This is a genomic window from Streptomyces sp. NPDC030995, from assembly GCF_055571215.1.
This window is the reverse complement of the sequence record NZ_JBVIFS010000036.1, coordinates 42,733-67,170: the sequence shown is the minus strand read 5'-3', so window position 1 is coordinate 67,170 and position 24,438 is coordinate 42,733. Positions and strand designations below refer to the sequence as shown.

Annotated in this window: 25 protein-coding genes and 2 pseudogenes; 15 read left to right on the top strand and 12 right to left on the bottom strand. The window is 69.3% G+C overall.

From position 1 onward, the window contains the following. Positions 1-174: 174 nt before the first annotated feature. From ACZ45T_RS33705 to ACZ45T_RS33695, 3 genes are all read right to left on the bottom strand, one after another. Complete coding sequence (locus ACZ45T_RS33705; RefSeq protein WP_041128917.1) at positions 175-537, bottom strand: hypothetical protein; 363 nt, start codon at positions 535-537, stop codon at positions 175-177. 131 nt (positions 538-668) lie between these two features. Then, complete coding sequence (locus ACZ45T_RS33700; protein ID WP_217171192.1) at positions 669-884, bottom strand: hypothetical protein; 216 nt, start codon at positions 882-884, stop codon at positions 669-671. A gap of 254 nt (positions 885-1,138) precedes the next feature. After that, positions 1,139-2,256 (bottom strand): IS630 family transposase gene (locus ACZ45T_RS33695; protein WP_468447931.1). Its coding sequence is split into 2 segments (ribosomal slippage): positions 1,139-1,809 and positions 1,809-2,256, totalling 1,119 coding nucleotides; the frame shifts between segments, so codons are not numbered across the junction. A gap of 78 nt (positions 2,257-2,334) precedes the next feature. Here ACZ45T_RS33695 and ACZ45T_RS33690 point away from each other — a divergent pair. The 3 genes and pseudogenes from ACZ45T_RS33690 to ACZ45T_RS33680 all read left to right on the top strand — a co-directional run. Then, positions 2,335-2,542, top strand: a pseudogene (locus ACZ45T_RS33690) (IS630 family transposase); the annotation flags it as partial. 48 nt (positions 2,543-2,590) lie between these two features. Further along, positions 2,591-4,372 (top strand): serine/threonine-protein kinase, encoded by a 1,782-nt coding sequence (locus tag ACZ45T_RS33685; protein WP_468447930.1) that lies wholly within the window; start codon positions 2,591-2,593, stop codon positions 4,370-4,372. A gap of 254 nt (positions 4,373-4,626) precedes the next feature. Then, positions 4,627-4,854, top strand: a pseudogene (locus ACZ45T_RS33680) (IS630 family transposase); the annotation flags it as partial. 342 nt (positions 4,855-5,196) lie between these two features. Here the strand turns inward: ACZ45T_RS33680 and ACZ45T_RS33675 are convergent. Further along, on the bottom strand, positions 5,197-5,997 hold the full coding sequence (locus tag ACZ45T_RS33675) for a hypothetical protein (protein ID WP_468447929.1): 801 nt from the start codon (positions 5,995-5,997) through the stop codon (positions 5,197-5,199). Positions 5,998-6,181: 184 nt separating this feature from the next. On the opposite strand from ACZ45T_RS33675, the gene ACZ45T_RS33670 reads away from it, so the two are divergent. The 3 genes from ACZ45T_RS33670 (at position 6,182) to ACZ45T_RS33660 (ending at position 7,657) form a co-directional block, all read left to right on the top strand. Continuing rightward, positions 6,182-6,574 (top strand): helix-turn-helix domain-containing protein, encoded by a 393-nt coding sequence (locus ACZ45T_RS33670; RefSeq protein WP_361945261.1) that lies wholly within the window; start codon positions 6,182-6,184, stop codon positions 6,572-6,574. Positions 6,575-6,597: 23 nt separating this feature from the next. Then, on the top strand, positions 6,598-7,173 hold the full coding sequence (locus tag ACZ45T_RS33665; protein WP_468447928.1) for a hypothetical protein: 576 nt from the start codon (positions 6,598-6,600) through the stop codon (positions 7,171-7,173). A gap of 145 nt (positions 7,174-7,318) precedes the next feature. Beyond that, positions 7,319-7,657 carry a DUF2516 family protein gene (locus ACZ45T_RS33660; protein WP_468447936.1) on the top strand — a complete coding sequence of 113 codons (339 nt, stop codon included), beginning with the start codon at positions 7,319-7,321 and terminating at the stop codon, positions 7,655-7,657. Between the two features lie 24 nt (positions 7,658-7,681). On the opposite strand, the gene ACZ45T_RS33655 is transcribed toward ACZ45T_RS33660, so the two are convergent. The 3 genes from ACZ45T_RS33655 to ACZ45T_RS33645 all read right to left on the bottom strand — a co-directional run bounded on the left by ACZ45T_RS33655 (position 7,682) and on the right by ACZ45T_RS33645 (position 11,525). Then, complete coding sequence (locus ACZ45T_RS33655) at positions 7,682-9,034, bottom strand: PP2C family protein-serine/threonine phosphatase (RefSeq protein ID WP_468447927.1); 1,353 nt, start codon at positions 9,032-9,034, stop codon at positions 7,682-7,684. Between the two features lie 367 nt (positions 9,035-9,401). Next, on the bottom strand, positions 9,402-10,460 hold the full coding sequence (locus tag ACZ45T_RS33650) for a C40 family peptidase (RefSeq protein WP_468447926.1): 1,059 nt from the start codon (positions 10,458-10,460) through the stop codon (positions 9,402-9,404). 231 nt (positions 10,461-10,691) lie between these two features. Then, positions 10,692-11,525: a class I SAM-dependent methyltransferase gene (locus ACZ45T_RS33645; protein WP_468447925.1), complete on the bottom strand. Its 834-nt coding sequence runs from the start codon at positions 11,523-11,525 to the stop codon at positions 10,692-10,694. A gap of 242 nt (positions 11,526-11,767) precedes the next feature. Between ACZ45T_RS33645 and mshA the strand changes: the two genes are divergently transcribed. Beyond that, a complete protein-coding gene (gene mshA / locus ACZ45T_RS33640; RefSeq protein ID WP_468447924.1) occupies positions 11,768-13,138 on the top strand; it encodes a D-inositol-3-phosphate glycosyltransferase in 1,371 nt (456 codons plus the stop codon). Further along, a complete protein-coding gene (locus ACZ45T_RS33635; protein WP_468447923.1) occupies positions 13,131-13,631 on the top strand; it encodes a type III secretion system chaperone family protein in 501 nt (166 codons plus the stop codon). Before mshA ends, ACZ45T_RS33635 begins: the two co-directional genes overlap by 8 nt. Here ACZ45T_RS33635 and ACZ45T_RS33630 read toward each other — a convergent pair. After that, on the bottom strand, positions 13,606-14,895 hold the full coding sequence (locus tag ACZ45T_RS33630; RefSeq protein ID WP_468447922.1) for an MDR family MFS transporter: 1,290 nt from the start codon (positions 14,893-14,895) through the stop codon (positions 13,606-13,608). The genes ACZ45T_RS33635 and ACZ45T_RS33630 overlap by 26 nt on opposite strands. A gap of 165 nt (positions 14,896-15,060) precedes the next feature. On the opposite strand from ACZ45T_RS33630, the gene ACZ45T_RS33625 reads away from it, so the two are divergent. The 3 genes from ACZ45T_RS33625 to ACZ45T_RS33615 all read left to right on the top strand — a co-directional run bounded on the left by ACZ45T_RS33625 (position 15,061) and on the right by ACZ45T_RS33615 (position 17,633). After that, positions 15,061-15,822: a phosphoglyceromutase gene (locus ACZ45T_RS33625; RefSeq protein WP_109780007.1), complete on the top strand. Its 762-nt coding sequence runs from the start codon at positions 15,061-15,063 to the stop codon at positions 15,820-15,822. Between the two features lie 166 nt (positions 15,823-15,988). Beyond that, positions 15,989-16,840: an MBL fold metallo-hydrolase gene (locus ACZ45T_RS33620; protein ID WP_468447921.1), complete on the top strand. Its 852-nt coding sequence runs from the start codon at positions 15,989-15,991 to the stop codon at positions 16,838-16,840. 247 nt (positions 16,841-17,087) lie between these two features. Continuing rightward, complete coding sequence (locus ACZ45T_RS33615) at positions 17,088-17,633, top strand: hypothetical protein (RefSeq protein ID WP_468447920.1); 546 nt, start codon at positions 17,088-17,090, stop codon at positions 17,631-17,633. Positions 17,634-17,702: 69 nt separating this feature from the next. Here the strand turns inward: ACZ45T_RS33615 and ACZ45T_RS33610 are convergent, their stop codons facing one another. Next, a complete protein-coding gene (locus ACZ45T_RS33610) occupies positions 17,703-18,299 on the bottom strand; it encodes a DUF2867 domain-containing protein (protein WP_468447919.1) in 597 nt (198 codons plus the stop codon). A 95-nt stretch (positions 18,300-18,394) separates the two neighbouring features. Between ACZ45T_RS33610 and ACZ45T_RS33605 the strand changes: the two genes are divergently transcribed. Further along, positions 18,395-18,955, top strand: a complete 561-nt coding sequence (locus ACZ45T_RS33605) for a TetR/AcrR family transcriptional regulator (protein ID WP_468447918.1) — start codon at positions 18,395-18,397, stop codon at positions 18,953-18,955. Positions 18,956-19,034: 79 nt separating this feature from the next. On the opposite strand, the gene ACZ45T_RS33600 is transcribed toward ACZ45T_RS33605, so the two are convergent. Together ACZ45T_RS33600 and phoU are read right to left on the bottom strand one after the other, a co-directional pair. Further along, entirely contained in the window at positions 19,035-19,184 is a 150-nt protein-coding gene (locus ACZ45T_RS33600; RefSeq protein ID WP_199920847.1) for a hypothetical protein, read from the bottom strand. A 159-nt stretch (positions 19,185-19,343) separates the two neighbouring features. Continuing rightward, positions 19,344-20,021, bottom strand: a complete 678-nt coding sequence (gene phoU / locus ACZ45T_RS33595; protein WP_351587195.1) for a phosphate signaling complex protein PhoU — start codon at positions 20,019-20,021, stop codon at positions 19,344-19,346. A 220-nt stretch (positions 20,022-20,241) separates the two neighbouring features. Here phoU and phoR point away from each other — a divergent pair, with 220 nt between their 5' ends. After that, complete coding sequence (gene phoR / locus ACZ45T_RS33590; RefSeq protein WP_468447917.1) at positions 20,242-21,441, top strand: two-component system sensor histidine kinase PhoR; 1,200 nt, start codon at positions 20,242-20,244, stop codon at positions 21,439-21,441. A gap of 51 nt (positions 21,442-21,492) precedes the next feature. Continuing rightward, on the top strand, positions 21,493-22,164 hold the full coding sequence (gene phoP, locus ACZ45T_RS33585) for a two-component system response regulator PhoP (RefSeq protein WP_465270294.1): 672 nt from the start codon (positions 21,493-21,495) through the stop codon (positions 22,162-22,164). Positions 22,165-22,444: 280 nt separating this feature from the next. On the opposite strand, the gene ACZ45T_RS33580 is transcribed toward phoP, so the two are convergent. Continuing rightward, on the bottom strand, positions 22,445-23,122 hold the full coding sequence (locus tag ACZ45T_RS33580; RefSeq protein ID WP_468447916.1) for a copper chaperone PCu(A)C domain-containing protein: 678 nt from the start codon (positions 23,120-23,122) through the stop codon (positions 22,445-22,447). A 615-nt stretch (positions 23,123-23,737) separates the two neighbouring features. Here ACZ45T_RS33580 and ACZ45T_RS33575 point away from each other — a divergent pair. Next, complete coding sequence (locus ACZ45T_RS33575) at positions 23,738-24,220, top strand: CarD family transcriptional regulator (RefSeq protein WP_003953493.1); 483 nt, start codon at positions 23,738-23,740, stop codon at positions 24,218-24,220. Positions 24,221-24,438: the final 218 nt, after the last annotated feature.

Genomic DNA, 24,438 nt, shown 5'->3' with positions numbered 1-24,438 from the left:
AGCTACCTCGCCGGCCTCCACCTCCGCGCCTCAATGATCTGGGTCGACGACCTACTGAAGACCGCCGAATGATCACGACATCACACAGGCCCTAGTCGCCAGGACGCTCGTGATGTCGGTCGACTCGTGGTGGCGGCGTCAGGGTCCGAGACGTCGGCTGTTACCGGCTCGGGTTCAGGACGACGGCTGTAGCCAGCGCCGCGCCGCGGAGAGGTTCACCTCGACGTCATCGCTCCAAGAACAGACCTCCAGCCATGAGAGGTAGCCGCCTTGCGCGAAGACCAAGACCTCACCAGGGCACTCGCCGGTTTCGGTGAACAGCTGCACGTCGGCAGCCACGACGGTGCCGGGTCCCGTTGGCGCGGGCTCCAACGCGTCGGCGTCAAGGTCGAAGTAGGCAGTGCCGCACCCACACTTGCAGCGGGATTGCACCCTGAGTTGGGGCACCTGCCGTCGGAGGGCGACGTGAATCGGCTCGTCCGGGTTCAGGACGAGGCCAAGCACGTCGGCTACATCCTCGGGCAGACTTTCAGGCATGCCGCCACCGTAGCTGACCAGCAGCTTCGGGCTTCGACCGATTTCGGGTCCGTCGACTCGACGCTCACAGGGCCAGGTCGGTGCCGCCGGCCAGCTATCAGGCGAACGGCACCGACATCACTCAATCGAGTTCAGTAGCGGGCGAGGGTCCAGTTCGTGAGGCGGTCCACGATGTCGAGAACCGACCTGCGTGCCCCGGCGGAGATGAACGCGAAGACGACGAACGAGGGGATGAGCGCCACGATCACGACCAACGCGGGCAGCAGACGGACCACGATGGTGCAGAAGTCCAGCAGGGCGCGGAGGGTCCGGGTCTGAGACAGGAGGTCGATCAAACGGTCCAGCAAGGTGTACTCCTCGGATACGCGAGCGGGGTCACCTGGTGTCCGACTGAGGGCATACGTCTCCCTCGGACGGTGCCTTGTCAGGGCAACCAAGCTAATGAAGAACCCCGCTGGCCCGCGTTTCACGAGTCAGCGGCAGGTTCGAAACCTGCTGCGCATCCCTGTCTCCCTGCATATCGACCTACGGCGCCGGACAACAGTCCGGCGGGCAGCTGAATTTACTGACCGCCACACTGTCATTCAAGGGCGAATTTTAGTCACTGTCTAGAAACGCTCGAAGCTATTGCCTGAGCTTGAATGCGTGATGCCGGCCAGTCGTCCGTGATCAGGCCGGTGCTGGTCAGGCAGCCGTCGACCAGGTCCGGACGGTACTGGATCTGCTTGAGCCTGCGCTTGACGGCGCGAGTGATCTGGCCGAGGTCGGCTGCGGCGAGGTTGCCGATGTCGCGTTTGACCAGTGACCAGATGCCCTCTTGCGGGTTCAAGTCCGTTGCGTAACTCGGAAGTTGGAAGACGGTGAGCCAGTCCGCGTGGTCGGCGATGAATCGGCGCATCGCCTCGACCAGGTGCATGCGCAGGTTGTCCCAGACCAGCACGATCGGGCCGCCGAGCTGGATGTGTGCTCTGACCAGCAGGTCGCACAGGTCGCGCCAGCCGATGCCCTTCGGCTCGCCCTTGCGGCCCCGGTACTCGCGGACCGAGTAGAGCGTCCGGGACCGCTTCCCCGGCTTGTAGCAGGTCAGCCCGGCTATGGACACCCGGCCCGAGCCCCGGCCACGGACCCGGACCACTGGCGTTGAGCCCTTGCGTCCCCAGCTTCTCGCTCGCGGCGGCGTCATCGACTGCCCGGCTTCGTCCTCGAAGACGATCCAGCCGTCACATGCCGCCGCGGTGCTCTTACCCGCGGCCAGGTCTCCTTCTTTCAGACCTCGACCGCCGCGTCGTCACGCTCGATCGCCCGCCGAGCCGGCTGCTGCCAGGACCAGCCGTGCCGCTTCAGCAGCAGCCACGTGCCCTCCACGGTGTAGCTCACGTGGAACAGCCGGCCGATCAGCGTCTTGATCCGGGCCAGTGTCCACCGCTGGTCGGCCCAGCCGTGGACCAGCGGCCCACGCTCCAGTTCCCGTTCCAGCCTCGCGATCTGTGCTTCGCCGAGCCTCGGCCGCCCCGGCGATCCCTTCGACAGGACCCCCGCTTCACCGCGCTCGCGCCACTGACGGCGCCACCGTTCCACAGACCGCTCACTGACCCGCAGCGTCGCAGCGATGTCCCTGTTCTTCTGCCCGCCTTGGAAGCGTGTCACGGCCTGCAGCCGGACCCGCTCCCTCGCGGCCCTTCCGATGTCGGTCAACCCGCCGCCCTGCGCGTATCTCACAGTTCAGGGCTACCGGAACGGACCGACCACCATCAGGCGAACGGTCCGACAGCACCCAATCAAGTTCAGTAGGCGCCACCGACGGGTGATTCGCACTGGTCGACACGTTCAACGGCCGAGGCGGAGGGCATGTCGCAGTCGGCCGTCTCGCGGATCTGGCGGACGTTCGGCCTCAAGCCACACATCGTGGAGACCTGGAAGCTGTCGACCGACCCGCAGTTCCGTGACCAAGGTCCGCAACGTGGTGGGCATCTACCTCGCCCCGCTGGAGAACGCTTTGGGCCTGGCGGCAATTGGCCGACGTCACCGCCCCGAGGGTCAGTAGGATGGATTCATGCCGAAGAATGAACCGTTCATCATCGACGGAGTCACTTATGAGCGCGATTCAGCTCCGGGAGAGGGCGGATCAGCCGTGGTGTGGAAGGTCCGCCGTAAGCCCGATGGTCAGGTGCTCGCAGTCAAACGGATTAAGAAGGACCGCGACGCGGACTCCGCTCGCAACAAGCGTTTCAAGCAGGAGATCGAGTACGGGCAGACATCGAGCCACCCGAACGTCGTGAGTATCCACGCGCGATCAGAGGACGCGAACTTCTTCTACTACGTCATGGACTTCTACCCTATGACGCTGCGAAACGTGATCAACGACGAAACCGAAGCTGATGTGCTTCTCGGCTACGTGCGCCAGCTCTGCGATGCGCTCGCGTACGTGCACGGCGACGGCATAGTGCATCGCGACATCAAACCTGAGAATGTCCTCGTCGACCCTGATGCGCGTCGGCTCGTCCTGGCCGACTTCGGCATCGCGCATTTTAAGGACTCCTCGCTCACGAATCGCGGGGACCTCTTGGTGAACCGGAACTACCTCGCTCCCGAGCAGATGGTGAGGAACAACGCCCTCGGTATCGGCAAGCCGGCGGACATCTTTGCGCTCGGCCTCGTCATAACCGAGATGTTCACGAAGCAGAACGCCCGAGGGCGACGACACACGCTTGTGCGCGACCGCTACCCCTTCCTGGCCGACCTCGACCTGATCATTGAACAGATGCTGCTCCAAGATGAGGCGCAGCGGCTCCGCATCGACACCGTACGCGGCATGCTTCGGATAATCCTTCAGCGGCTCGACTCGGCAATCGAGGAGATCTCCGATGATCTGCGCCCCACCGAAGCGTCCGCAGACAGCTCGTCCGGCGAGGTCGAGCGGATCCTCGGCCGTGCCGCCAGAGACGTGCTGTCGGCAAAGCATGTCTTCGAGCGGGTCGCCGACAGAGAGCTCGACCGATTCAACCTCAACTATCACTGCGAGGTTGCATACCGGGTGAGCACGGAGCTGTTCAATACATGTGCTCAAGCCGTCATATATGCCTCGTGCAAGGCGAAGTTCGACTATGAGGGCGCCGGGCGGTGGGACGAGAATGACGACGCTCTCGTGTTGTCGGCCGCCAAGCCGGGACTCCAACGCGAGCTGGAGGCGATTCTGGCTGATTTCCCCCTCCCTCAGTCTTCGCGCTGGGGTGGTCTGCCACGGCGGTCGGCTCACTTGTTCCGATTCTGCAAGGACTACCACTGCGAAGAGCTGCTGACGAGCATCCGCGAATCTGTCTACGGTGGAGGAAGTGGCTCGTTGCGGGCGAATCTGATCAATGCCCCGATCCTCTGGATTACCCGCTGGATGCGTACGAATCTGGACACCGACTACCTGGAGTTCGACAAAACAGTTCGCGAGCACATCGGTTTCGAGCGCCACCTCTCGGTGCTCTGGGACGAGACGCTTCCGTTGGATTCGGCCCGAGAAGCGGTTGGAGTGGATCTGTTGACCGAGCCGCTCAACGCCGACGACGTCGCCGGCGCACTGCAGGCGCTTGAAGCGAAGTGGGATGTCTCCGTGGGAGAGCTCGTAGACGGTGGGTACTCGGTAATGTTCCGGTCACGCAACACGTACCGCCGCTTCCACGACGAGGCGCTCGACCTCGCAGAACCGGGCTCAGTATTCGAAGCCGACGTCCTCAATCTGCTCCGCCCTGAGGCGGAGTTCGACGACCTCGTCGCACTCACATGGGATCGGGAATTCGACGTGGCCATCACGCTCGGGAAGATCCTCGGCACCTCCACGCGCTAGTGTCCTGAGTCCAAAGGTCAAGGGTGGTCACAGGATGGGGTGGCGCCTGGTCCGAAGCCGTTGTCGCTGGAGTTGTCCGATCACGAACGCCAGGTGCTGCGCGGCTGATTGCGTAAGCGGACGGCGTCTCAGGCATTGGTGTTGCGGTCGAGGATCGTGCTGGCGCCCGCGCCGGGCGGGACGACCGCACGGCGCTCGATCTAGGTGTCTCGCGGGGAGACGGTGCGCAAGTGGCGGGCCCGATTCTTGTTGAATCGGCTGGAGGGTGGCTCAACCTCGTCGAGCGCTGGTTCGCCGAACTGGCCTGCCGCAAACTCCGCCGCTCAGCCCAGCACGGCGTCGCTGAACTCGAACGGGACATCCGCGGCTGGATTAACGAGTGGAATAGGAACCCCAAACCGTTCGTCTGGGCGAAGACCGCCGACGACATCCTCAACACCCTAGCTGCATACTGCACACGAATTAACGACTCAGGAGACTAGAGATCTCTAAGGGCTGGGGTTAGGGGGATTGGAGGTCGAATCCGATCAGGCCGGTCCGGCCGCGTTTGGCTGGCTGGATCAGTGCTGGACGCTGGCCGGATCGCCAAGATTGTGGGCCGCCGTTTCGGCGTCGACTGCACCTGGGCCGGGCTGCACTTGCTGCCACGTTCGAAGCTCCAGCCGGACAGGGCGATGCGGCTGCTGCGGCCGCTGGGCCGGGTTGCGACTGCGACCTGGAGGATCTGCTGGTGAGGCGGCGTCGATAGGCATGCCCCGATATGGCGCTATCCCGCCGTGGCGACGGGATCGGCTCCCCCTCGCCGAAGCTGGGCGTTGCCCAGCTCAGTTGGCGGCGCCCCGGCGAAGACGACGCCGGGGGACGATGTCCCCAGAGACGCCGAGGTACGCGGTGGCCTGGTCAAGCTCCTCGGCCAGCAACTGCTCGCCGAGGATGGAGTCAAGGATCCGGCCGGCTTGGATCAGGCAGACAGCCGTCCAAATGACGTCGTTCAGGCCACTCTCCCTGGGCTTGTTGCGCAGTTCCCAGCCGCCGGCCCGTGTGCGATGGAGATACAGCTGCGCCGTCTCTCGTGTGGTGTGGCAGTAGGAACTGAGGTGCCGGTAGGGCAGATAGCCTTCTTGCTCCCCGAACGCCGCCATCAGGTCGGCGGTGTTGCGGATCTCGTTCGTCAGCAGGACGACCTCAGGGGCCGGGTGGGCGTTGCGTTCGTCGACAGCGGCACGGACCTTTGCCTCGACCTCGTCTCCCTCGACGCCCCACCCAGCTCGCTTCGCGTTAGTGATCAGCTTGAGGAGCTGGTCGTCGCTGTAGGCGTCAACGGCTTGCACCGCGGCGTCGCCGCCGTCGACGAGCCAGGCCATCGCCACCGCGTGCGTCATCAGGTTCCGCATCACCGGTGCGACGACGAACCCGTTACCGTTCTTGGCCGCCTCCGCCACCACGCGGGCGGAGTCCGAAATGAGCATCCACCAGCTCCACGCGACTGGTGCCACTGCCTCGTGTTCGCGGAGGAAGCCGATGCCGCCCACTCCGGAGGCCATCCTGTCGCGGGCGGCCAGCAGCTGGTTGATGACGTCGAGAGCGCGCCGGGCCGTGGCCTCGTCATGCGCAAAAGCGGGCATAGCGTCAATCTATGGTGCCGCAGCCCGAAACCGCCCCACAATTTCCGACTGGACCCGGATGGCGACAGTTGTCGCGCAAATACGACACCTACTGTGCTCAGTCACACGAGTGAGGATCCGCCGGGTGCGAGCTGCTGCAAGCACGGCGCTTGCAAAAGTTAGCAAGGTCGGGCAGGATCGGACCATGGCATCGCTCAACGTCGGAAACCTCGGCGAATACCTCCGTGAGCAGCGTCGGCAGGCTCAGCTTTCGCTGCGCCAGCTGGCCGAGGCCGCGGGGGTGTCGAATCCGTACCTGAGCCAGATCGAGCGCGGGCTGCGCAAGCCGAGCGCGGACATCCTCCAGCAGCTGGCCAAGGCGCTGCGGATCTCCGCGGAGACGCTGTACGTGCAGGCCGGGATCTTGGATGAGCGGGATCCGGACGAGGTGGAGACGCGGGCCGTCATCCTCGCCGACCCGTCCATAAACGAGCGGCAGAAGCAGGTGCTGCTCCAGATCTACGAGTCGTTCCGCAAGGAGAACGCGCTCGATGCGCCCGCCGCGCCCGCCGACGGGATGCCGTCGGAAACGAACTGAAGTTGATCCGGGAGGACCAGCACATGGCCATCGCCGATGACCTGAAGAAGACCCTCACCGACCCCACCCCCCTCTACTTCGCCGCCGGCACCGCCGACCTGGCCGTGCAGCAGGCCAAGAAGGTGCCAGGGCTCATCGAGCAGCTGCGCGCCGAGGCCCCCGCGCGCATCGAGGCCGTGAAGAACACCGACCCGAAGGCCGTGCAGGAGAAGGCGCGGGAAGCGGCCAAGGAGGCGCAGGAGGCGGTCACCGCCAAGGTCGCCGAGGTGCTCGGCGCGATCGACCCGAAGAAGATCGGGGAGACCGCCCAGGACCTGGCGCTGCGCGGTGTCGGCGTGGCCGCGGAGTACGCGGTGCGCGCCAAGGAGACGTACGACAAGGTCGCCGAGCACGGCGAGCAGGCCGTGCGGGCCTGGCGGGGCGAGGTCTCCGAGGAGATCGTCGACATCGCCGTGGCCGTCGAGCCGCAGGCGCAGGCGGATCCCGTGCAGGAGCCGGCGACGGAGCCGGTCGCCGACGAGGAGAAGCCGGCCAAGAAGCCCACCGCGCGCAAGAGCACGGCCAAGAAGGCCGCCGCCGCGCCGGGCGACGCGAGCTGAGGCAGCAGAGCGGTATGAACCACAACGGGCCGGGCACCCTTCAGGCGCCCGGCCCGTTGTGGTTCATGAGGGGGCCCGTGCCGGTAGCGTGGAGTCAGGCGGCATCGGAAGTGCGCAGCGCAAGCAGGAGAAGGCGGTCGAAGCGATGTTGATGGACGAGTTCGATCAAGGCGTGATCCCGATGCTCGGGCTCGCCATGCTGGTGCTCGCCGTCGTGGCCTTCGTGTTCGCGCTGCTGGCGCGCGAGGACGCGTACCGGGCGGCCGACAAGCAGACCAAGACCTTCTGGCTGGTCATCCTCGGCATCACGGTCCTCGTGGACTTCTTCCTGGGGATGCTGTTCCTGCAGATCGCGGGCCTGGTCGCCACCATCGTGTTCTTCGTCGACGTACGCCCGGCCCTCAAGCAGGTCTCGGGCGGCGGCGGCCGACGCGGCGGCAGCAGCAGCGACGGGCCGTACGGGCCCTACAACGGCGGGCGGTAGCGCCGGGCGATAGCCGGTCCCCCGTCAGCCCTCCGCGCGGGAGAGCAGGACCACGGCCACGTCGTCGGTGAGCTCGCCGCCGTTGAGGCGGCGGGCCTCGGTGACGGAGGCCTCCAGCAGGGCCTCACCGCTCAGACCGCGGTCCAGGTGGCGGTTGATCATCTCCACCATGCCGTCCTGGCCCAGGCGCTCCTTGCCCTCGCCGATCCGGCCCTCGATCAGGCCGTCGGTGTAGAGCATCAGGCTCCAGGTGCCGCCGAGCTCGACCTGGCGGCGGGGCCAGCGGGCCCGGGGCAGCAGGCCGAGCGCGGGCCCGCTGTTCTCGTACGGCAGGAGCCGCGCGGGGCGGCCCGGCCGGGAGATCAGCGGGGCCGGATGCCCGGCGAGGCACAGGCCCGCGCGGCGGCCGTCCGGGGCGATGTCGACCGTGCAGAGGGTGGCGAAGATCTCGTCGCCCGGGCGCTCGACCTCCAGGACCTCCTGGAGGGTGGCGAGCAGGTCGTCACCGCACAGGCCGGCCAGGGTCAGGGCGCGCCAGGCGATGCGGAGCTCGACGCCGAGGGCGGCCTCGTCGGGGCCGTGGCCGCAGACGTCGCCGATCATGGCGTGGACGGTGCCGTCGGGGGTGCGGACGGTGTCGTAGAAGTCGCCGCCGAGGAGGGCGCGGCTGCGGCCGGGGCGGTAGCGGGCCGCGAAGCGGAGGTCGGATCCCTCCAGCAGCGGGGTGGGGAGCAGACCGCGTTCCAGGCGGGCGTTCTCCTGGGCGCGCAGTTTCGATTCTGCAAGCTTGTACTGGGCGATGTCGGCCCGTTTTCTCTCCACCGCGTAGCGGATGGCGCGGCTCAGCAGCCTGCCGTCCAGCTCGTCCCGGAAGAGGTAGTCCTGGGCGCCGACCCTGACGGCCTCGGCGGCGCGCTCGACGTCGTCCTCGCCGGTGAGGACGAGGACGGCGTGGCGGGGGGCGATGCGCAGCACCTGGCGGAGGGCGGCCAGCCGGTCCACGGCGGTGGTCGTGCCGGTGCCGTTGGCGGTGGCCGCGGCTCCCGGGGTACGGGCGCTGGTGTCCGGGAGGGCCAGGTCCAGGAGGATGCAGTGCACGTCGGGCGTGAGCAGCCGCTCGGCCTCGGTGAGGTTGCGGGCGGTGCGGAGCCGGATGCGGTGGCCGTCGGCGTCGAGGATCTCGGGGACGGTGAGGCCGCCGGCGGGGTCGTCCTCGATGACGAGGAGGGTCAGCGGGGTCGCCTGCGGGGTCGCCTGCGCGACGTCGGTGGCGGCGGGTGCGGCAGGTGCGGCAACAAGCGCTGCCACGCCGTGCAGAACGGCCTGACCGCTCTCCGTGGCCGGGGTGTCCCTCTGCCGCGGTACGGGTACGGGCATCGTCTCCGGTTCCTTCCCTCCCCCCGAGGGTGCAGCTCGTCCGCCAGACCCTAGCTGCCGGGCCGGGCAAGCGGAATGCCGCTGTGAGTCAGGGCCTCCGGCATATGCCGTTATCGCGGGGGAAATTCGGCCTCACTGGATGACAAACGTCACGGCGGGGCCGTGTTCCGTCCCGCCTACCGAGACGTACGGCCCGGCCAGATGGTTGCCTCGGGCAGCCCATCCCGCGCCTCAAACGCCGGCGGGCTGAAATCCAGCCCTGCCGGCGTTTGAGGCGCGGGGTCTGGGGCGGAGCCCCAGCAGCGGCGCGGCAGCACCATACCCCCGCGGCCGCGCCACACCCGTACGCCGAGCAACCCCGCAGGGGCTACGCGTCGGGGCGGACCACCGCCTTGATCGGCATCGAGCCCGCGCCCGCCATCGTCACGTTCCGGCCGGGCCGCGGGGCGTGGACCATCGCGCCGTCGCCGACGTACATCCCGACGTGGGTCGCGTCGTCGAAGTAGATGATCAGGTCGCCGGGGCGCATGTCCTTGAGCGCGACCTTCGGCAGCAGCCGCAGCTGCTCCTGCGAGGTGCGCGGGATGCCCTTGCCCGCCGCCCGCCAGGCCTGGGAGGTCAGCCCGGAGCAGTCGTACGAGCCCGGGCCCTCGGCGCCCCACACGTACGGCTTGCCTATCTGGGCGGTGGCGAACTGCACGGCGCGCTTTCCAGCCTCCGAAGCGGTGCCGCTGACTTCCTTCATCGCGCCCGTCGACAGCCACGCCTTCTGCGCCTGGTACTGGGCTTCCTGCTCCAGCTGGATCAGCCGGGCCTTCTCCTCGGCCTGGAGCTTGCTCTCCAGCTCCTCCGCCGCCTTGATCTTCTGCTCGACCTGCTTCTTGGAGTCCTCCTGCTTGATCCGGTTGGCCTCCAGCGTCGCCCAGCGCGTACTCGCCTCCTGCGCGTACTGCTGCAAGTCGGTCTGGGTCCGGTTCAGTTCGGAGAGCAGGTCGGAGGTGGCCTTCTCGCCCTGGCGCAGCCGGTCCGCCCCGTCGAGGAACTGGCTCGGGCTGTCGCTCAGCGCCAGCTGCGCGCCCGGGGGCAGCCCGCCCGAGCGGTACTGGGCGCGGGCGGCGGCGCCCGCGCGGCTCTTCAGGGTGGTGATCCGCTCCTGGCCGGCGACGACCTGCTTGGCGATCTCGACGATCTTGTCCGACTGGGCCTTGGCCTCGGCTTCGGCGAGGTTGTAGGCGTCGGTGGCGGTGCCCGCCTGCCGGTAGAGCTCCTCGATCTCCTTGCGGACCTGCTCCAGGGACTTGACGCCGGGCTCGGGCAGCGGAGTCGCATACGCCGTGCCCGCCGCAAGACCCGGCGCACTCAGCACCGCCAGCGCGCACAGCAGCACGAGAGAGCTTGCGCCTCGACGTCGCCTTACGGCCCCCATGGTTCCCCCAGGCACCCGAGTCAGACCTGGTATCAGATCTGACTATTCATCAGTAACTTTCCACTGCCTTCGGGATGGTGCCACGACTCGATGAAATCCAACAGCCTTGTGGATGGCTGTCCGATCTTGTCCGCCCCAACGGAGGCCTGTCCGCGACAAAACGGACACCCGCACCTCACTCCCGACGGCTCAACGGGCCGCACGCACCCCCGGTTCCCCGCCACGCCGCATTCACCCCAGCGGGCGCAATGCCTCCCAGCGGACCGTCAGTTCCCCCTGCCGCCACCGCCCCGGCCCGTCCGCCAGCGGCCAGTCGCCGGACAGCGCCCGCGCCGTGCGGATCCAGCGCTGCCGCGCCCCGTACGAGGCGTACGGAGCCGCCGCCGCCCACGCCCGGTCGAAGTCCCGCAGGAACGCGTGCACCGGCTCGCCCGGCACGTTCCGGTGGATCAGCGCCTTGGGCAGCCGCTCCGCCAGGTCCGAGGGGCGCTCCAGGGAGCCCAGCCGGGTCGCGAACGTCACCGTGCGCGCCCCCTCCGGGCCCAGCGCCACCCACACGTGCCGCCGCCCGATCTCGTCGCAGGTCCCCTCCACCAGCAGCCCGTCCGGGGCCAGCCGCGCACACAGCCGCGCCCAGACCTCCGCGACCTGCTCCTCGTCGTACTGGCGCAGCACGTTCGCCGCACGGATCAGCGACGGGCGCACCCCGCCGTCCAGGGGCACCTCGAAGCCGCCGTGCCGGAAGCTCAGCCCCTCCCGCTCGTACGGCTTCGCCCCGGCGACCCGCGCCGGCTCGATCTCGATGCCGACCACCCGTACCCGCGGCGCCGCCTCGCGCAGCCGCGTCAGCAGCTCGACCGCGGTCCAGGGGGCCGCCCCGTAGCCGAGGTCCACCGCGACCGGCGCCTGCGCGCGCCGCAGCGCGGCCCCGTGCGTGGCCGCGATCCAGCGGTCCATCCGGCGCAACCGGTTCGGATTCGTCGTCCCGCGCGTCACCGAGCCCACCGGGCGGCCAGAGGCGCGGCCGGGCGCGCGGCCGGGGGGCGGGGTGGTGCGGGAGGTCATGAGCCGAGGGTATGCGGAGGGCCCGCACGGCAGGAAAATCCGGCCGCACCCCGGCCGCGCCCCTAGAGGTACGAGGCGATCCCCCGAGGAATCGCCGGGAAACCGTCAGGAAAATCGCTGACCCCGGAATGCGGGGGACCGCCATCCGGGTTGCACTCCTTGCAGGGCGCCTTCCGTGCCCCCGCCGTCATGCCGTCCGAGCGTCGCGCGCGCGGCCGTCCTAGCCGAGAGGAACCGCTCCCTTGAGCCAGTACGTGTCCCGCCTCAGCGGCCGCCTCGCCGCCGCCCGCGCCACCCGCCACGAGCCGCCGCGGCTGCGCCTGCCGGCCGTCGGCCACCACCGCAAGCCGCGCCGCGTCGCCATGCTCAGCGTGCACACCTCCCCGCTGCACCAGCCGGGCACCGGCGACGCCGGCGGGATGAACGTCTACATCGTGGAGCTGGCCAAGCGCCTCGCCGCGATCAACATCGAGGTCGAGATCTTCACCCGGGCCACCACCGGCGGGCTGCCGCCCGTGGTCGAGCTGGCTCCGGGGGTCCTCGTACGGCACGTGGACGCGGGCCCGTACGAAGGCCTCGCCAAGGAGGAGCTCCCGGCCCAGCTGTGCGCCTTCACCCACGGCGTGATGCAGGCCTGGGCCGGCCACCGCCCCGGCTACTACGACCTCGTCCACTCCCACTACTGGCTCTCCGGCCACGTGGGCTGGCTCGCCGCCGAACGCTGGGGCGTGCCGCTCGTCCACGCCATGCACACCATGGCCAAGGTCAAGAACGCGGCGCTGGCCGAGGGCGACACACCCGAACCCGCCGCCCGCGTCATCGGCGAGACCCAGATCGTGTCCGCCGCCGACCGGCTCATCGCGAACACCGCCGAAGAGGCCGACGAGCTCGTCCGGCACTACGAGGCCGACCCCGGCAAGGTCGCCGTCGTCCACCCCGGCGTGAACCTCGACCGCTTCACGGTGGGGGACGGCCGGGCCGCCGCCCGCGCCCGCCTCGGCCTGCCACAGGACGCCGTCATCCCGCTCTTCGCCGGGCGGATCCAGCCGCTGAAGGCCCCGGACATCCTGCTGCGCGCCGTCGCCGTCATGGTCGACCAGGACCCCTCGCTACGCCGGCGCCTCTTCGTGCCCGTCGTCGGCGGCCCCAGCGGCAGCGGCCTCGCCAAGCCGGAGGGCCTGCAGAAGCTCGCCGCGAAGCTGGGCGTCACCGAGCTCGTGCACTTCCACCCGCCGGTCGCGCAGGACGGGCTCGCGGACTGGTTCCGGGCGGCGTCCGTGCTGGTCATGCCCTCGTACAGCGAGTCCTTCGGGCTCGTCGCGATAGAGGCCCAGGCCGCCGGTACGCCGGTGCTCGCCGCCCAGGTCGGGGGGCTGCCCGTCGCGGTCAACGACGGGGTCACGGGGATCCTCGTACCGGGGCACGACCCCGTGGACTACGCGCGCGAGCTGCGCCGCTTCGTGGACGAGCCCGGGCTCGCGGACCGGATGGGCGCCCAGGCCGCGCGGCACGCGCAGTTCTTCGGCTGGGACACCGCGGCGAGCGGCACGGCCGACGTCTACACGGCGGCCATGCACGATCATCGCCGTCGCGTACGCTCCCACCATGGCTGACGCTGACACCGCCGAGATCGCCGAGACCATCGAAAGCGCCCTCGACGGCGCCGAACTGAGCTGGGAGAGCCCCGAGCCGGGCTCCTACGTCGTCCAGCTCCCCGGCACCCGCAAGCTGAGCACCACCTGCTCGCTGCGGGTCGGCCGGCATTCACTGTCGGTCAACGCCTTCGTGATCCGGCACCCCGACGAGAACGAGGCGGGCGTCCACCGCTGGCTGCTGGAGCGCAACCTCAAGCTGTACGGGATGGCGTACGCGGTGGACCGCCTCGGAGACGTCTACCTGACGGCCAGGCTGCCGCTGTCGGTCGTCAGCCCCGAGGAGCTGGACCGGCTGCTCGGCACGGTGCTGGAGGCGGCGGACGGTTCCTTCAACACCCTGCTGGAACTGGGCTTCGCGAGCGCGATCCGCCGCGAGTACGAATGGCGCGTCTCCCGCGGCGAACCGACCTACAACCTGGACGCCTTCAAGCACCTGACGCAGCCGTCGTAGTTTCAGTGTCCCCGGCAGCCGGGAGCGGTGTGGACGCCGGGGTGGTCTCCGGGCCCACACCCTCCGGGAGGTTCCGCATCAGGATCCAGTAGCCGACGCCCGCCGCCGTGCCCAGGACTGCGGTCGTGCCCCACAGCCAGCCCGCGCCGAAGTGGTCGATGACCGCGCCGGCCAGCAGGGGGGCCACCAGGGAGGCCACCGCCCACGACATCGTGTACATGCCCTGGTAGCGGCCGCGCCCGTGCAGCGGGGAGAGGCGGGCGACCAGGCCCATCTGGGTCGGCGAGTTGATGATCTCGGCCAGGGTCCAGACGCAGACGGTCAGGGCGAGGATCCCGATCGAGCCGCCGAAGGCCGTGAGCCCGAATCCGTACCCCGCGAGCAGCGCCGAGACGACCAGTAGCTTCTGCGGGTCGCGGTGCTCGATGAACCGGGTGACCGGGATCTGGAGCAGCACGATCAGGATCCCGTTCACGGCGATGACCAGGCCGTAGTCGCCGGTGGAGAAGCCCGCGGAGCCCATCGCCAGCGGGAGCCCGAACGATCCCTGCATGAAGATCAGCGAGATCAGGAACGACAGCCCGACCACACCCATGTAGCGCCCGTCGCGCAGCACGGTGCCCAGGCTGATCTCCGCTTCGGCGGCCAACTGCGCCGCGTCGCCCTTCTCGGGCCGGGACTCGGGCAGCTTCACGTACACGAGCACCGCGCAGACCAGCGTCAGCGCGGCCTCGCCCAGGAATCCGGCGAGGTAGCTGTGCTGGGCCACGAACCCGGCGACCGTCGCCGAGACGGCGAAGCCGAGGTTGATCGCCCAGTAGTTGAGGGCGAAGGCCCGGACCCGGTCCTCGGGGCGGACGATGTCCGCCATCATCGCCTGGACCGCGGGCCGCGAGGCGTTCGAGGTCATGCCGACCAGCAGCGCGACCGACGCGATCGCCGCAGGATGTTCCATGAAGCCCAGCAGCGCGACGGAGAACGCGGTCGAGGCCTGCGCGGCCATCAGCGTGGGCCGGCGCCCGAGCCGGTCGGTCATCACCCCGGCCGCCAGTGAGGAGATCACGCCGCCGAGTCCGTGGAGGGCGACCACGAGGCCTGCGAAGGAGGCCGAGTAGCCCCGGTCCACGGTCAGGTACAAGGTCATGAAGGTGGCGACGAAGGCCCCGAGCCGGTTGACGAGCGTGCTCGTCCACAGCCACCAGAACTCGCGGGGCAGTCCCGACACGCTCTCCTGGGCAGCCCGTCTCAGACTCGCAACGGACATAAGGAATCCCCCCGGAGGTGTAAGCGTCACTTGACCTCCACGCACATTACGAGTGGCGGTCTCCCCGCGCCAGTCAATTGACGCGCGCCGTCAATCGGCGGGACGGGTCCCCGGCGCCCCCACACCGCGCGCGAGCGCGCCCGCACGTCCATTAGGCTCGTACGCATGGCCGACGCACCGTACAAGCTGATCCTCCTCCGCCACGGCGAGAGCGACTGGAACGCGAAGAACCTGTTCACCGGCTGGGTGGACGTCAACCTCACCGAGAAGGGCGAGAAGGAGGCGGTCCGCGGCGGTGAGCTGCTGAAGGACGCCGGCCTGCTGCCCGACGTTCTGCACACGTCCCTCCAGAAGCGCGCCATCCGCACGGCGCAGCTCGCGCTGGAGGCCGCCGACCGCCACTGGATCCCGGTGCACCGCTCCTGGCGCCTGAACGAGCGCCACTACGGCGCCCTCCAGGGCAAGGACAAGGCCCAGACCCTCGCCGAGTTCGGCGAGGAGCAGTTCATGCTGTGGCGCCGCTCCTACGACACCCCGCCGCCGGTCCTCGAGGACGGCACGGAGTTCTCGCAGTCCGAGGACCCGCGCTACGCGTCGATCCCGAACGAGCTGCGTCCGCGCACCGAGTGCCTCAAGGACGTCGTCGAGCGCATGCTGCCGTACTGGTACGACGGCATCGTCCCGGACCTGCTGGCGGGCCGCACGGTCCTGGTCGCCGCGCACGGCAACTCCCTGCGCGGTCTGGTCAAGCACCTGGACGGCATCTCCGACGCCGACATCACGGGCCTGAACATCCCGACCGGCATCCCGCTCGTCTACGAGCTGGACGCCGACTTCAAGCCCCTGAACCCGGGCGGCACCTACCTCGACCCGGACGCGGCGGCGGCCGCCATCGAGGCCGTCAAGAACCAGGGCAAGAAGAAGTAAGAAGAGCGATCAAGCCCCTGACCTGCGCGCATGGCGCAGGTCAGGGGCTTTGGTTTGTCGCTCACCGAAGCCGGCCGTCACGAGTGCTGCGCTTGACGACAGCCCGGCGCGGGGGCTGCACTGGATTCAGGGACGCTGCGGCGACTCCGTTCTAGGGAGAGCAGCGATGACAACCATGGAAACGTTCAACCTTCTGCAGCCGTACAAGATCGCCGAGGAGACGTTCGTCATCCCGTGGGCCCTCGAGGCCCCGCCGGTCGGCCACTTCCCGATGAACTCGATGGTGATCCGGGGAGCCGAACCGGTCCTCGTGGACACCGGGGCGCCCGCAGTGCGCGCCCAGTGGCTGGAGGCGGCCTGGTCCGTCGTGGATCCCCTGGACGTACGGTGGATCTTCCTCACCCACGACGACCGCGACCACGCCGGCAACCTCCTGGCGGTCCTCGCCGCATGCCCGAACGCGACCCTGCTGACGACATGGTTCTCCATCGGCCGCATGGCCGAGGAGTGGGAGACCCCCATCAATCGGTGCCGCTTCATGACCGACGGCGACACGATCGACGCGGGCGACCGCACCCTGTTCGCCAAACGACCGCCCCTGTACGACAACCCCACCACCCGCGCCCTCTTCGACCCGAAGACCAACGTCTTGTGGGCCGTCGACACCTTCGCCACGAACGTGCCGACCCCCATGCCCGAAACGGCAGCGCTGTCGCCGGACGAGTTCCGTGACGGCCAGTTCTTCGGCGGAAGGCTGGTCTCCCCCTGGGTCGCGCTGCTGGACGCCCAAAAGTTCGGGACGGTCGTCTCCGACTTCCAGCACCTGAACGCCGAGGTCATCGCCGGCTGCCACTGCCCGGTCCTCCGCGGCTCCCACATCCCCGAGGCCTACGACCTCCTGCGCCAGCTCCCCGAGATCCCACCGTGGACCGAGTTCACCCAGGCCGACCTGGACCAGTGGATGGCGGTTGCCGAGAGCTCGGTTCCGCCGGAGCAGCCACGGCCGTCGGGGACGTGAGGGGCGCTGCCGCGCGGCCAGACCCAGGGCAAAAAGTAACACCTACGCACGAAACGGCCCCCTACCTGCGGTTTTCCCGCCGGTAGGGGGCTTTTCGTCGTCTGCCTACAGGCCCGCTGCGTGCAGTCAAGTCCCGTTTTTCAGTGGCGTGACGGGAAGGGTGCCACCCCGCCTACTGGAGGTGTGGTCACGCCGGAACGACAGCGGGACCAGACAGGAGAACGGACACAACTTTCAAGGAGCAGTCATGTCGTACGACCTTCGCACCCCGGCCACCTTCCAGTCGAAGCGGCGGATCGCGCGCTTCGGGATGGCCCTGACCTCGGCCGCCTTCATCTCGGGAGTCATCGCGCTGCCGGCATCCGCGGCGACCGCGCCCTCGACCCAGCCCTCGGTCATGAGCATCCGCACCGACGACAACCCGAACCGCCTGGACACATGCAAGCCGGGCTACGTCTGGCGTGACAGCTATGACGGCGACGCCCTGTGCGTCACGCCGGCGGAACGCCAGCGGGTCCACGACCAGAACCCCAACCGTCAGCCGGGCGGGGGCGACTCGGGGCCGAGTACGTGCAAGCCGGGCTATGTCTGGCGGGACAAGTGGGACGGGGACGCGCTGTGCGTCACGCCGGAAGAGCGCCAGCGGGTCCACGACCAGAACCCGAACCGGCAGCCCGGTGGCGGAGACTCGGGGCCGAGTACGTGCAAGCCGGGCTATGTCTGGCGGGACAAGTGGGACGGGGACGCGCTGTGCGTCACGCCCGAAGAACGCCAGGCCGCCAAGGGCGGGTAGGGCTGGTCGGCCGAGGCCCTCTGCCCGCGGTGCTCCCGCGGGCAGGGGGCCTTTGCCGGCCCGGGGCCGTCAGGCCGCGCGCTCGGGGGCGGTCGACTGCCACTTGCGGCCGATCGAGCGGAGCAGCGCCGGGTACACGCCCAGGTAGCGGAAGGGCTTGATGCCCGCCATGTAGACGGCGCCGAGCAGCCCGTTGGGCTTGACCAGGGCGGTCATCTGGCCGCGGTAACCGCCGGGCGCGGTGGGGTCCGGGACCCAGCCGATGTGCATCAGCATCTGCACTGTGCGGTTGGCGCTCTCGGCCACCCACTCGTCGTGGGTCTGGTAGACGGAGGTGAACGGAACCGCCTTGAGGTCGGGCCCGCGCAGTCCCTCCCGCAGGTCCGCCGGCAGCCGGTCGCGCAGGGTCGGCACCCGGGTGCCGATGCCGGCGTCGGCCTTGTCCCAGCCCAACAGCGCCCCGAGCTTCCAGCGGACCGCGAAGAGCAGTCGCGGGACCGGGGAGGAGACGGCCTCGTCGCCGTCGGCGAACTGCTCCACCAGGTGGGCGAGGTCGTCGGGACCGCCCGGTGTCGGTAGGGCCCACACGTCCTCGACCTGGTAGTCGCCGGCGATCTCGTGGATCCGCCAGGGACGGGAGGTGTGCGCGGTTCTGGGGAGTCTCATGAGCAAGCCCCTATCTATACGATGCCGTATAGATCGAGGCTAGCACTCATCTATACGGCACCGTATAGAGGGGGTTCGCGTAGGAGGGACACACCATGGGAGCCACCCGCACCCCGCGCGGCAAGTGGATCGAGGAGGGGCTGCGGGCACTCGCCGCCGGTGGCCCCGAGGCCGTCCGGATCGAGCCGCTGGCGCAGGCGCTCGGCGTCAGCAAGGGCGGCTTCTACGGGTACTTCGGCAACCGCGGCGCGCTGCTCACCGAGATGCTCGACACCTGGGAACGCGAGGGCACCGAGGGGGTCATCGCACAGGTCGAGAGCGGCGGGGGAGACGCCAGGGCCAAGCTGGAGCGGCTGTTCGCGATCGCCGGGGGCGCCGAGGCGGAGGCGGTCAAGGGCACCGCGGCCGAGCTCGCGATCCGCGAGTGGGCGCGGCGCGACGAGGCCGTCGCCGAGCGGCTGCGCCGCGCCGACAACCGGCGCATGGAGTACCTGCGTTCGCTGTTCCGCGCGATCTGCTCCGACGAGGACGACGTCGAGGTCCGCTGCCTGCTCACCTTCTCGGTGCGGATCGGCGGCTACTTCATCGCCGCCGACCACGGTGGTCGCAGCCGCGCGGAGGTCATGGAGCTGACCACGAAATGGCTGCTCAGGTAGGGGCGTGCGCGCACGCGTCGGGCCCCGGCCGAGGGAAGTCGGACGGGGCCCTTCTCGTGCGTAGCGCCGGCGGTGGCGGTCAGCCGCCGCACTGGCAGGGGGCGCCGGACTGGCAGCCGCAGCCGCAGCCCGAACCGCAGCCGCAGGCCGCGAGCAGCGGGAGCCGAAGGGGCTCCGGCCTCGAAGGCTGCTCCTGCTCCGGGGTGATGGGGACGGGGGAATCGGGCATGGTTCCTCCTCGCAGGCGGCGTACGGGACTTCGCACGACGGACCGCCCTCGCCCCATTCATGCCCAGCGGCACCGGCGCGTCAACGGCGCATTGGGGCTCGGTGCCCGCAGCTGTGGGACGCCTCAGCCGCCGGACGCCCCGGCTTCCGGACCCAGCGGTCAGACGCCCTCGACCTGGGTCGGCTGCTGGAGGTCGTCCGCGTGCTCGCCCGTCACCAGGTAGACCACGCGCTTGGCCACCGACACCGCGTGGTCCGCGAAGCGCTCGTAGTAGCGGCCCAGCAGCGTCACGTCCACCGCCGTCTCGATGCCGTGCTTCCAGCGGTCGTCCATCAGGTGCTGGAACAGCGTGCGGTGCAGCTGGTCCATCTCGTCGTCGTCCTGCTCCAGCTGGAGGGCCAGGTCGACGTCCTTGGTGATGATGACCTCGGCGGCCTTCGCCATCAGGCGCTGCGCCAGCTGCCCCATCTCCAGGATCGTGGCGTGCAGGTCCCGCGGCACGGCCGTGTCCGGGAAGCGCAGCCGGGCCAGCTTCGCCACGTGCTGGGCCAGGTCGCCGCTGCGCTCCAGGTCGGCGCTCATCCGCAGCGAGGTCACGACGATGCGCAGGTCGGTGGCGACGGGCTGCTGGCGGGCCAGCAGCGCGATGGCACGCGCCTCCAGGTCGTGCTGCAGGTCGTCGACCTTCTGGTCGGCGGCGATGACGCTCTCGGCGAGCTTCAGGTCGGCGTCGAGCATGGACGTCGTGGCCCGCCCGATCGCGGAACCGACGAGCCGGGCCATCTCGACCAGGCCTTCTCCGATCGAGTCCAGTTCCTCGTGGTACGCGTCGCGCATGTCTGGTGTCCCTCTCTTGGCCTTGACGTACTGCGGTACTGCCCGGGGGCGGGCCGGGGCGGCCTCTTGCCCCACGTTGACACGTTGAGCCGCAAACGCGTCCGACTCCGGCACCCCAAGTGAATCAACCCCGTCGCCAGGGTGAACTCTGGGCGACGACTGTTCGAGCTGCCACCCGAACGGCTGTGGAAGTGTCGTCGCGCCTGCTTAACCTGGATCCATGGACGTGAACGCGGCGGTCGCCGCAGCTGCAGCGATCGCCGGTCTTTGCACCGGCGTCATCGCCATGCTGGCGTTCCGCTGGAGCGAGCGCGACCAGGCCCGCCCCACCCGGAGCTCCATGCGCCCCGACATCAATGCGGTGCTCCCGCCCGGCGTGGACACCGTCCTCTCCGTGCTCCGCTCCTCCGCCGTCGTACTGGACGAGGGCGACGCGGTGGTCAAGGCCAGCTCGGCGGCGTACGCCCTCGGCCTGGTCCGCGGCGGCAAGCTCGCCGTGGAGCCCATGCTCCACATGGCCCGTGACACCCGCCGCGACGGGGAGATACGCCAGGTCGAGCTTGACCTGCCCCGGCGCGGTACCGGCCGTGGCGAGGCCCTCGCGGTCTCGGCGCGCGTCGCCCCGCTCGGCTCCCGCCTGGTGCTCCTCCTGGTCGAGGACCTCACCGAGGCCCGCCGCATCGAGGCCGTACGCCGCGACTTCGTGGCCAACGTGTCCCACGAGCTGAAGACCCCGGTCGGGGCGATCTCCCTGCTGTCCGAGGCCGTCATGGACGCCGCGGACGACCCCGAGGCGGTCAGCCGCTTCGCCGGCCGCATGCAGATCGAGTCCACCCGGCTCATCAACCTCGTGCAGGAGCTCATCGACCTCTCCCGGGTCCAGAACGACGACCCGCTGGAGGACGCCGAGCCCGTGCGCGTGGACACGCTTGTGGCCGAGGCCATCGACCGCTGCCGCCACACGGCGTCCTCGAAGCAGATCACCATGGCTGCGGGCGGCACCGCCGACCTGCGCGTCTGGGGCAACCGCGGACAGCTCGCGGCCGCCCTCGGAAATCTGGTCGAGAACGCCGTCAACTACAGCCCGGCCCGCACCCGCGTCGGCATCGCCGGGCGCAGGGTGACGGCGCCGGGTGGAGACTTGATCGAGATCGCCGTGACCGACCAGGGCATCGGCATCCCGGAAAAGGACCGCGAGCGCATCTTCGAGCGCTTCTACCGCGTGGACCCGGCCCGCTCCCGAGCCACGGGAGGAACGGGCCTCGGCCTTGCGATCGTGAAGCACGTGGCGGCCTCGCACGGCGGGGAGGTGTCGGTATGGAGCTCGGAGGGTCAAGGTTCCACGTTCACCCTGCGACTCCCCGAGGCAGCCGCAACGTCCCCGGCTGCGGCCCCCCGCACCCACCCGACCCCTGCCTGAACCAGAACCCGCACCAGCCATCCCTGCCCCGGAGGTCCTTCCGTGACAAGAGTGCTCGTCGTCGAGGATGAGGAATCCTTCAGCGACGCCCTGTCCTACATGCTCCGCAAGGAGGGCTTCGAGGTCGCGATCGCCGCGACCGGGCCCGACGGGCTCGACGAGTTCGAGCGCAACGGCGCCGACCTCGTCCTCCTCGACCTCATGCTCCCCGGCCTGCCCGGCACGGAGGTCTGCCGGCAGCTGCGCGGCCGCTCCAACGTCCCCGTGATCATGGTGACCGCCAAGGACAGCGAGATCGACAAGGTCGTCGGGCTGGAGATAGGAGCAGATGACTACGTCACCAAGCCCTTCTCCTCGCGGGAGCTGGTCGCCCGCATCCGCGCGGTCCTGCGCCGCCGCGGCGAGCCGGAAGAGGTCACCCCGGCGGCCCTGGAGGCCGGCCCCGTACGGATGGACGTCGACCGCCATGTGGTCACCGTCGCCGGCGGCAAGGTGGACCTCCCGCTGAAGGAGTTCGACCTGCTGGAGATGCTGCTGCGCAACGCGGGCCGCGTACTGACCCGCATGCAGCTCATCGACCGGGTCTGGGGCGCCGACTACGTCGGTGACACCAAGACCCTGGACGTCCACGTCAAGCGCCTGCGCGCCAAGATCGAGCCGGACCCGGGCGCGCCGCGCTACCTGGTCACGGTCCGCGGCCTGGGCTACAAGTTCGAGCCGTAGGCCGACGGCGGTCCGCGGTCCGGGGCCGGTCGGAGGCCGGCACAGCGTCGCGAAGCCGGTGAGGCCCCCTGGGGCCGCGCCGTGCGAGGGGCGCACGCGGGATGGTGTTCGAGCCGGACCCGGGCGCGCCGCGCTACCTGGTCACGGTCCGCGGCCTGGGCTACAAGTTCGAGCCGTAAGCCGTAGCGGGCCGACAGAAGGCCGTACGGGAAGGGCCCCCAGCCGCTGATGCGGCTGGGGGCCCTTCCCATATGCGTACGGCGCTACGGCGCCACGTGGGTCAGTGGCCCGCGCTGTGCGAGGGAGAACCCGACGGCGCACCGGCGGCGCTGCCCGAGGGGGCCCCGGACGGGCTGCCCGAGGCCGCACCGGTGGCCGCGCCCGACGGGGACGGCGTGCCCGAGGGGCTGCCGGAGCCGGACGGGGTGGGGCCGGCGGCGGGGGCCGCGGACGGGCCGAAGCCCGCGTACATGCCGGAGCCCGGGACCACGAAGGCCTCCAGCTCGACGCCGCCCGTGCTGCTCAGCTGGAAGGTGACCTTCTGCACGTCGCCGTTCTTGGCGGCCTCGGCACCTTCCTCGATCACGGCGGAGGCGTTGCCCTTGCCGCCCAGCACCACGGAGCCGCCGGCCGGCACGGTGATCTTGCCGGTGCCCTCGGCGGCCTTCAGTACGACCTTGCCCTTGCCGCCCGCGAGGGTGATGCCGTCAAGGGTCTGTGCCTTGGCGCCCGAGTTGAAGACCGTCGCCGAAACCGCCGCGGGGCCCTTCTTGTCCTTCTCTCCCTGGGTGATCACCAGCGCGTTCTGGATCTTGATCTCGCCCTTGGTGACGGCGGCGTTGTCCGGCTTGATCTGGAGGGTCTGCGCGTCGTTGCCCGCACCGCATGCGGCCAGCGAGGCGATCGAGAACACGACGGCGGTGGCGGCGAGGGCGCCGCGTCGAAGGCTGCGGCTCACGGCGGCGGCATCTCCTTGGACGAACGGAAGGGGAGGGTGGTCTCCCCCAGCTACCGCTGGGGGTGCCCCCAGGAACGGCCGAGGTAAAGCCGCTCTAAGGGTGTGTCAGCGCGCTTAGGTTACCGAGCCGCCGCCCCGCCCCCGCACCCGACCCTCCGCAGCGCGGCCGTCACCCTGGGAGGCGTCCCGCGATCTTGCATTCCGCGGGCCGTTCGCCTCGCCGATCATGTGCCTCGCGCATATCGTGCGCCGACCACCCCGTGATCAATTTCCGGATTCCCTCGAACACCACTTCGTGATCAATTCGAGGATTGGGCCGGAACCGACTCCGTACGGGCGCCGCCAGTCGAACGGAGTAGTTCGGTTTCCCGACTCCGAAACCGGCAAAACGGGACGTACATCACACTGATGGGGGTGCCGGGCAGGTGTAGCGTGGCCCTTTCGCCCGGTCCGCGCAGCGCCCCCGACCTGCGAATACCCCCTTCCAGGAGCCCTCCGCAGCACGTTCCTGTTGCTGTTGTCAAGCCCCGAGATGTGCCCTGACCTGCGAAAACGCCATTCATAACGGTCAGTTCTCGTGTTACCCTGGATAGCCACGGAAGGGGTACCTGTCACATGACGTTCAAGGTTGGCGACACCGTGGTCTATCCCCATCACGGGGCCGCGCTGATCGAGGCCATTGAGACTCGCCAGATCAAAGGCGTGGACAAGACCTACTTGGTGCTCAAGGTCGCCCAGGGCGACCTGACGGTTCGTGTGCCTGCGGACAATGCGGAGTTCGTCGGCGTTCGCGACGTAGTCGGCCAGGACGGGCTGGACCGGGTCTTCGAGGTGCTCCGCGCACCGTATGCAGAAGAGCCGACGAACTGGTCCCGGCGCTACAAGGCAAATCTGGAAAAGCTCGCTTCTGGCGATGTCATCAAGGTCGCCGAAGTGGTGCGTGACCTGTGGCGTCGTGAGCGTGAGCGCGGGCTTTCCGCGGGTGAGAAGCGCATGCTCGCGAAGGCGCGCCAGATCCTGGTGAGCGAGCTCGCGCTCGCTGAAAACACGAACGAGGACAAGGCCGAGGCCCTCCTCGACGAGGTTCTCGCGTCCTGACGCGAGGCCCCGTACACAGTTGTGCCGCGGTGCCCGATGACAAGGTCTCTCCTCCACGAGAGGCCTGTTGCCGGGCGCTGCGGCATGTCTGTACCCATACCTTTGATCTACTTCTTTGATCACGCCATCCCCATGGCGTGATTGGCGTGCCGGGTCCGGGCAGCCTGTTCGACCGGTCGTCACGGAAGGGGCGAGGGCGTCGCACCCGGCACCCTTCA

Bases quoted from the DNA above. Each gene is read 5' to 3' on its own strand.
- ACZ45T_RS33675 (WP_468447929.1), bottom strand. From the start codon at position 5,997: ATGCCCGCTTTTGCGCATGACGAGGCCACGGCCCGGCGCGCTCTCGAC.
- ACZ45T_RS33610 (WP_468447919.1), bottom strand. From the start codon at position 18,299: ATGAGACTCCCCAGAACCGCGCACACCTCCCGTCCCTGGCGGATCCAC.
- ACZ45T_RS33620 (WP_468447921.1), top strand. From the start codon at position 15,989: ATGACAACCATGGAAACGTTCAACCTTCTGCAGCCGTACAAGATCGCC.
- ACZ45T_RS33655 (WP_468447927.1), bottom strand. From the start codon at position 9,034: ATGCCCGTACCCGTACCGCGGCAGAGGGACACCCCGGCCACGGAGAGC.
- ACZ45T_RS33630 (WP_468447922.1), bottom strand. From the start codon at position 14,895: ATGTCCGTTGCGAGTCTGAGACGGGCTGCCCAGGAGAGCGTGTCGGGA.
- ACZ45T_RS33660 (WP_468447936.1), top strand. From the start codon at position 7,319: ATGTTGATGGACGAGTTCGATCAAGGCGTGATCCCGATGCTCGGGCTC.
- phoU (WP_351587195.1), bottom strand. From the start codon at position 20,021: ATGCGCGACGCGTACCACGAGGAACTGGACTCGATCGGAGAAGGCCTG.
- ACZ45T_RS33635 (WP_468447923.1), top strand. From the start codon at position 13,131: ATGGCTGACGCTGACACCGCCGAGATCGCCGAGACCATCGAAAGCGCC.
- ACZ45T_RS33575 (WP_003953493.1), top strand. From the start codon at position 23,738: ATGACGTTCAAGGTTGGCGACACCGTGGTCTATCCCCATCACGGGGCC.
- ACZ45T_RS33615 (WP_468447920.1), top strand. From the start codon at position 17,088: ATGTCGTACGACCTTCGCACCCCGGCCACCTTCCAGTCGAAGCGGCGG.
- ACZ45T_RS33645 (WP_468447925.1), bottom strand. From the start codon at position 11,525: ATGACCTCCCGCACCACCCCGCCCCCCGGCCGCGCGCCCGGCCGCGCC.
- ACZ45T_RS33685 (WP_468447930.1), top strand. From the start codon at position 2,591: ATGCCGAAGAATGAACCGTTCATCATCGACGGAGTCACTTATGAGCGC.
- ACZ45T_RS33665 (WP_468447928.1), top strand. From the start codon at position 6,598: ATGGCCATCGCCGATGACCTGAAGAAGACCCTCACCGACCCCACCCCC.
- ACZ45T_RS33705 (WP_041128917.1), bottom strand. From the start codon at position 537: ATGCCTGAAAGTCTGCCCGAGGATGTAGCCGACGTGCTTGGCCTCGTC.
- ACZ45T_RS33625 (WP_109780007.1), top strand. From the start codon at position 15,061: ATGGCCGACGCACCGTACAAGCTGATCCTCCTCCGCCACGGCGAGAGC.
- ACZ45T_RS33605 (WP_468447918.1), top strand. From the start codon at position 18,395: ATGGGAGCCACCCGCACCCCGCGCGGCAAGTGGATCGAGGAGGGGCTG.
- ACZ45T_RS33650 (WP_468447926.1), bottom strand. From the start codon at position 10,460: ATGGGGGCCGTAAGGCGACGTCGAGGCGCAAGCTCTCTCGTGCTGCTG.
- phoR (WP_468447917.1), top strand. From the start codon at position 20,242: ATGGACGTGAACGCGGCGGTCGCCGCAGCTGCAGCGATCGCCGGTCTT.
- ACZ45T_RS33670 (WP_361945261.1), top strand. From the start codon at position 6,182: ATGGCATCGCTCAACGTCGGAAACCTCGGCGAATACCTCCGTGAGCAG.
- ACZ45T_RS33600 (WP_199920847.1), bottom strand. From the start codon at position 19,184: ATGCCCGATTCCCCCGTCCCCATCACCCCGGAGCAGGAGCAGCCTTCG.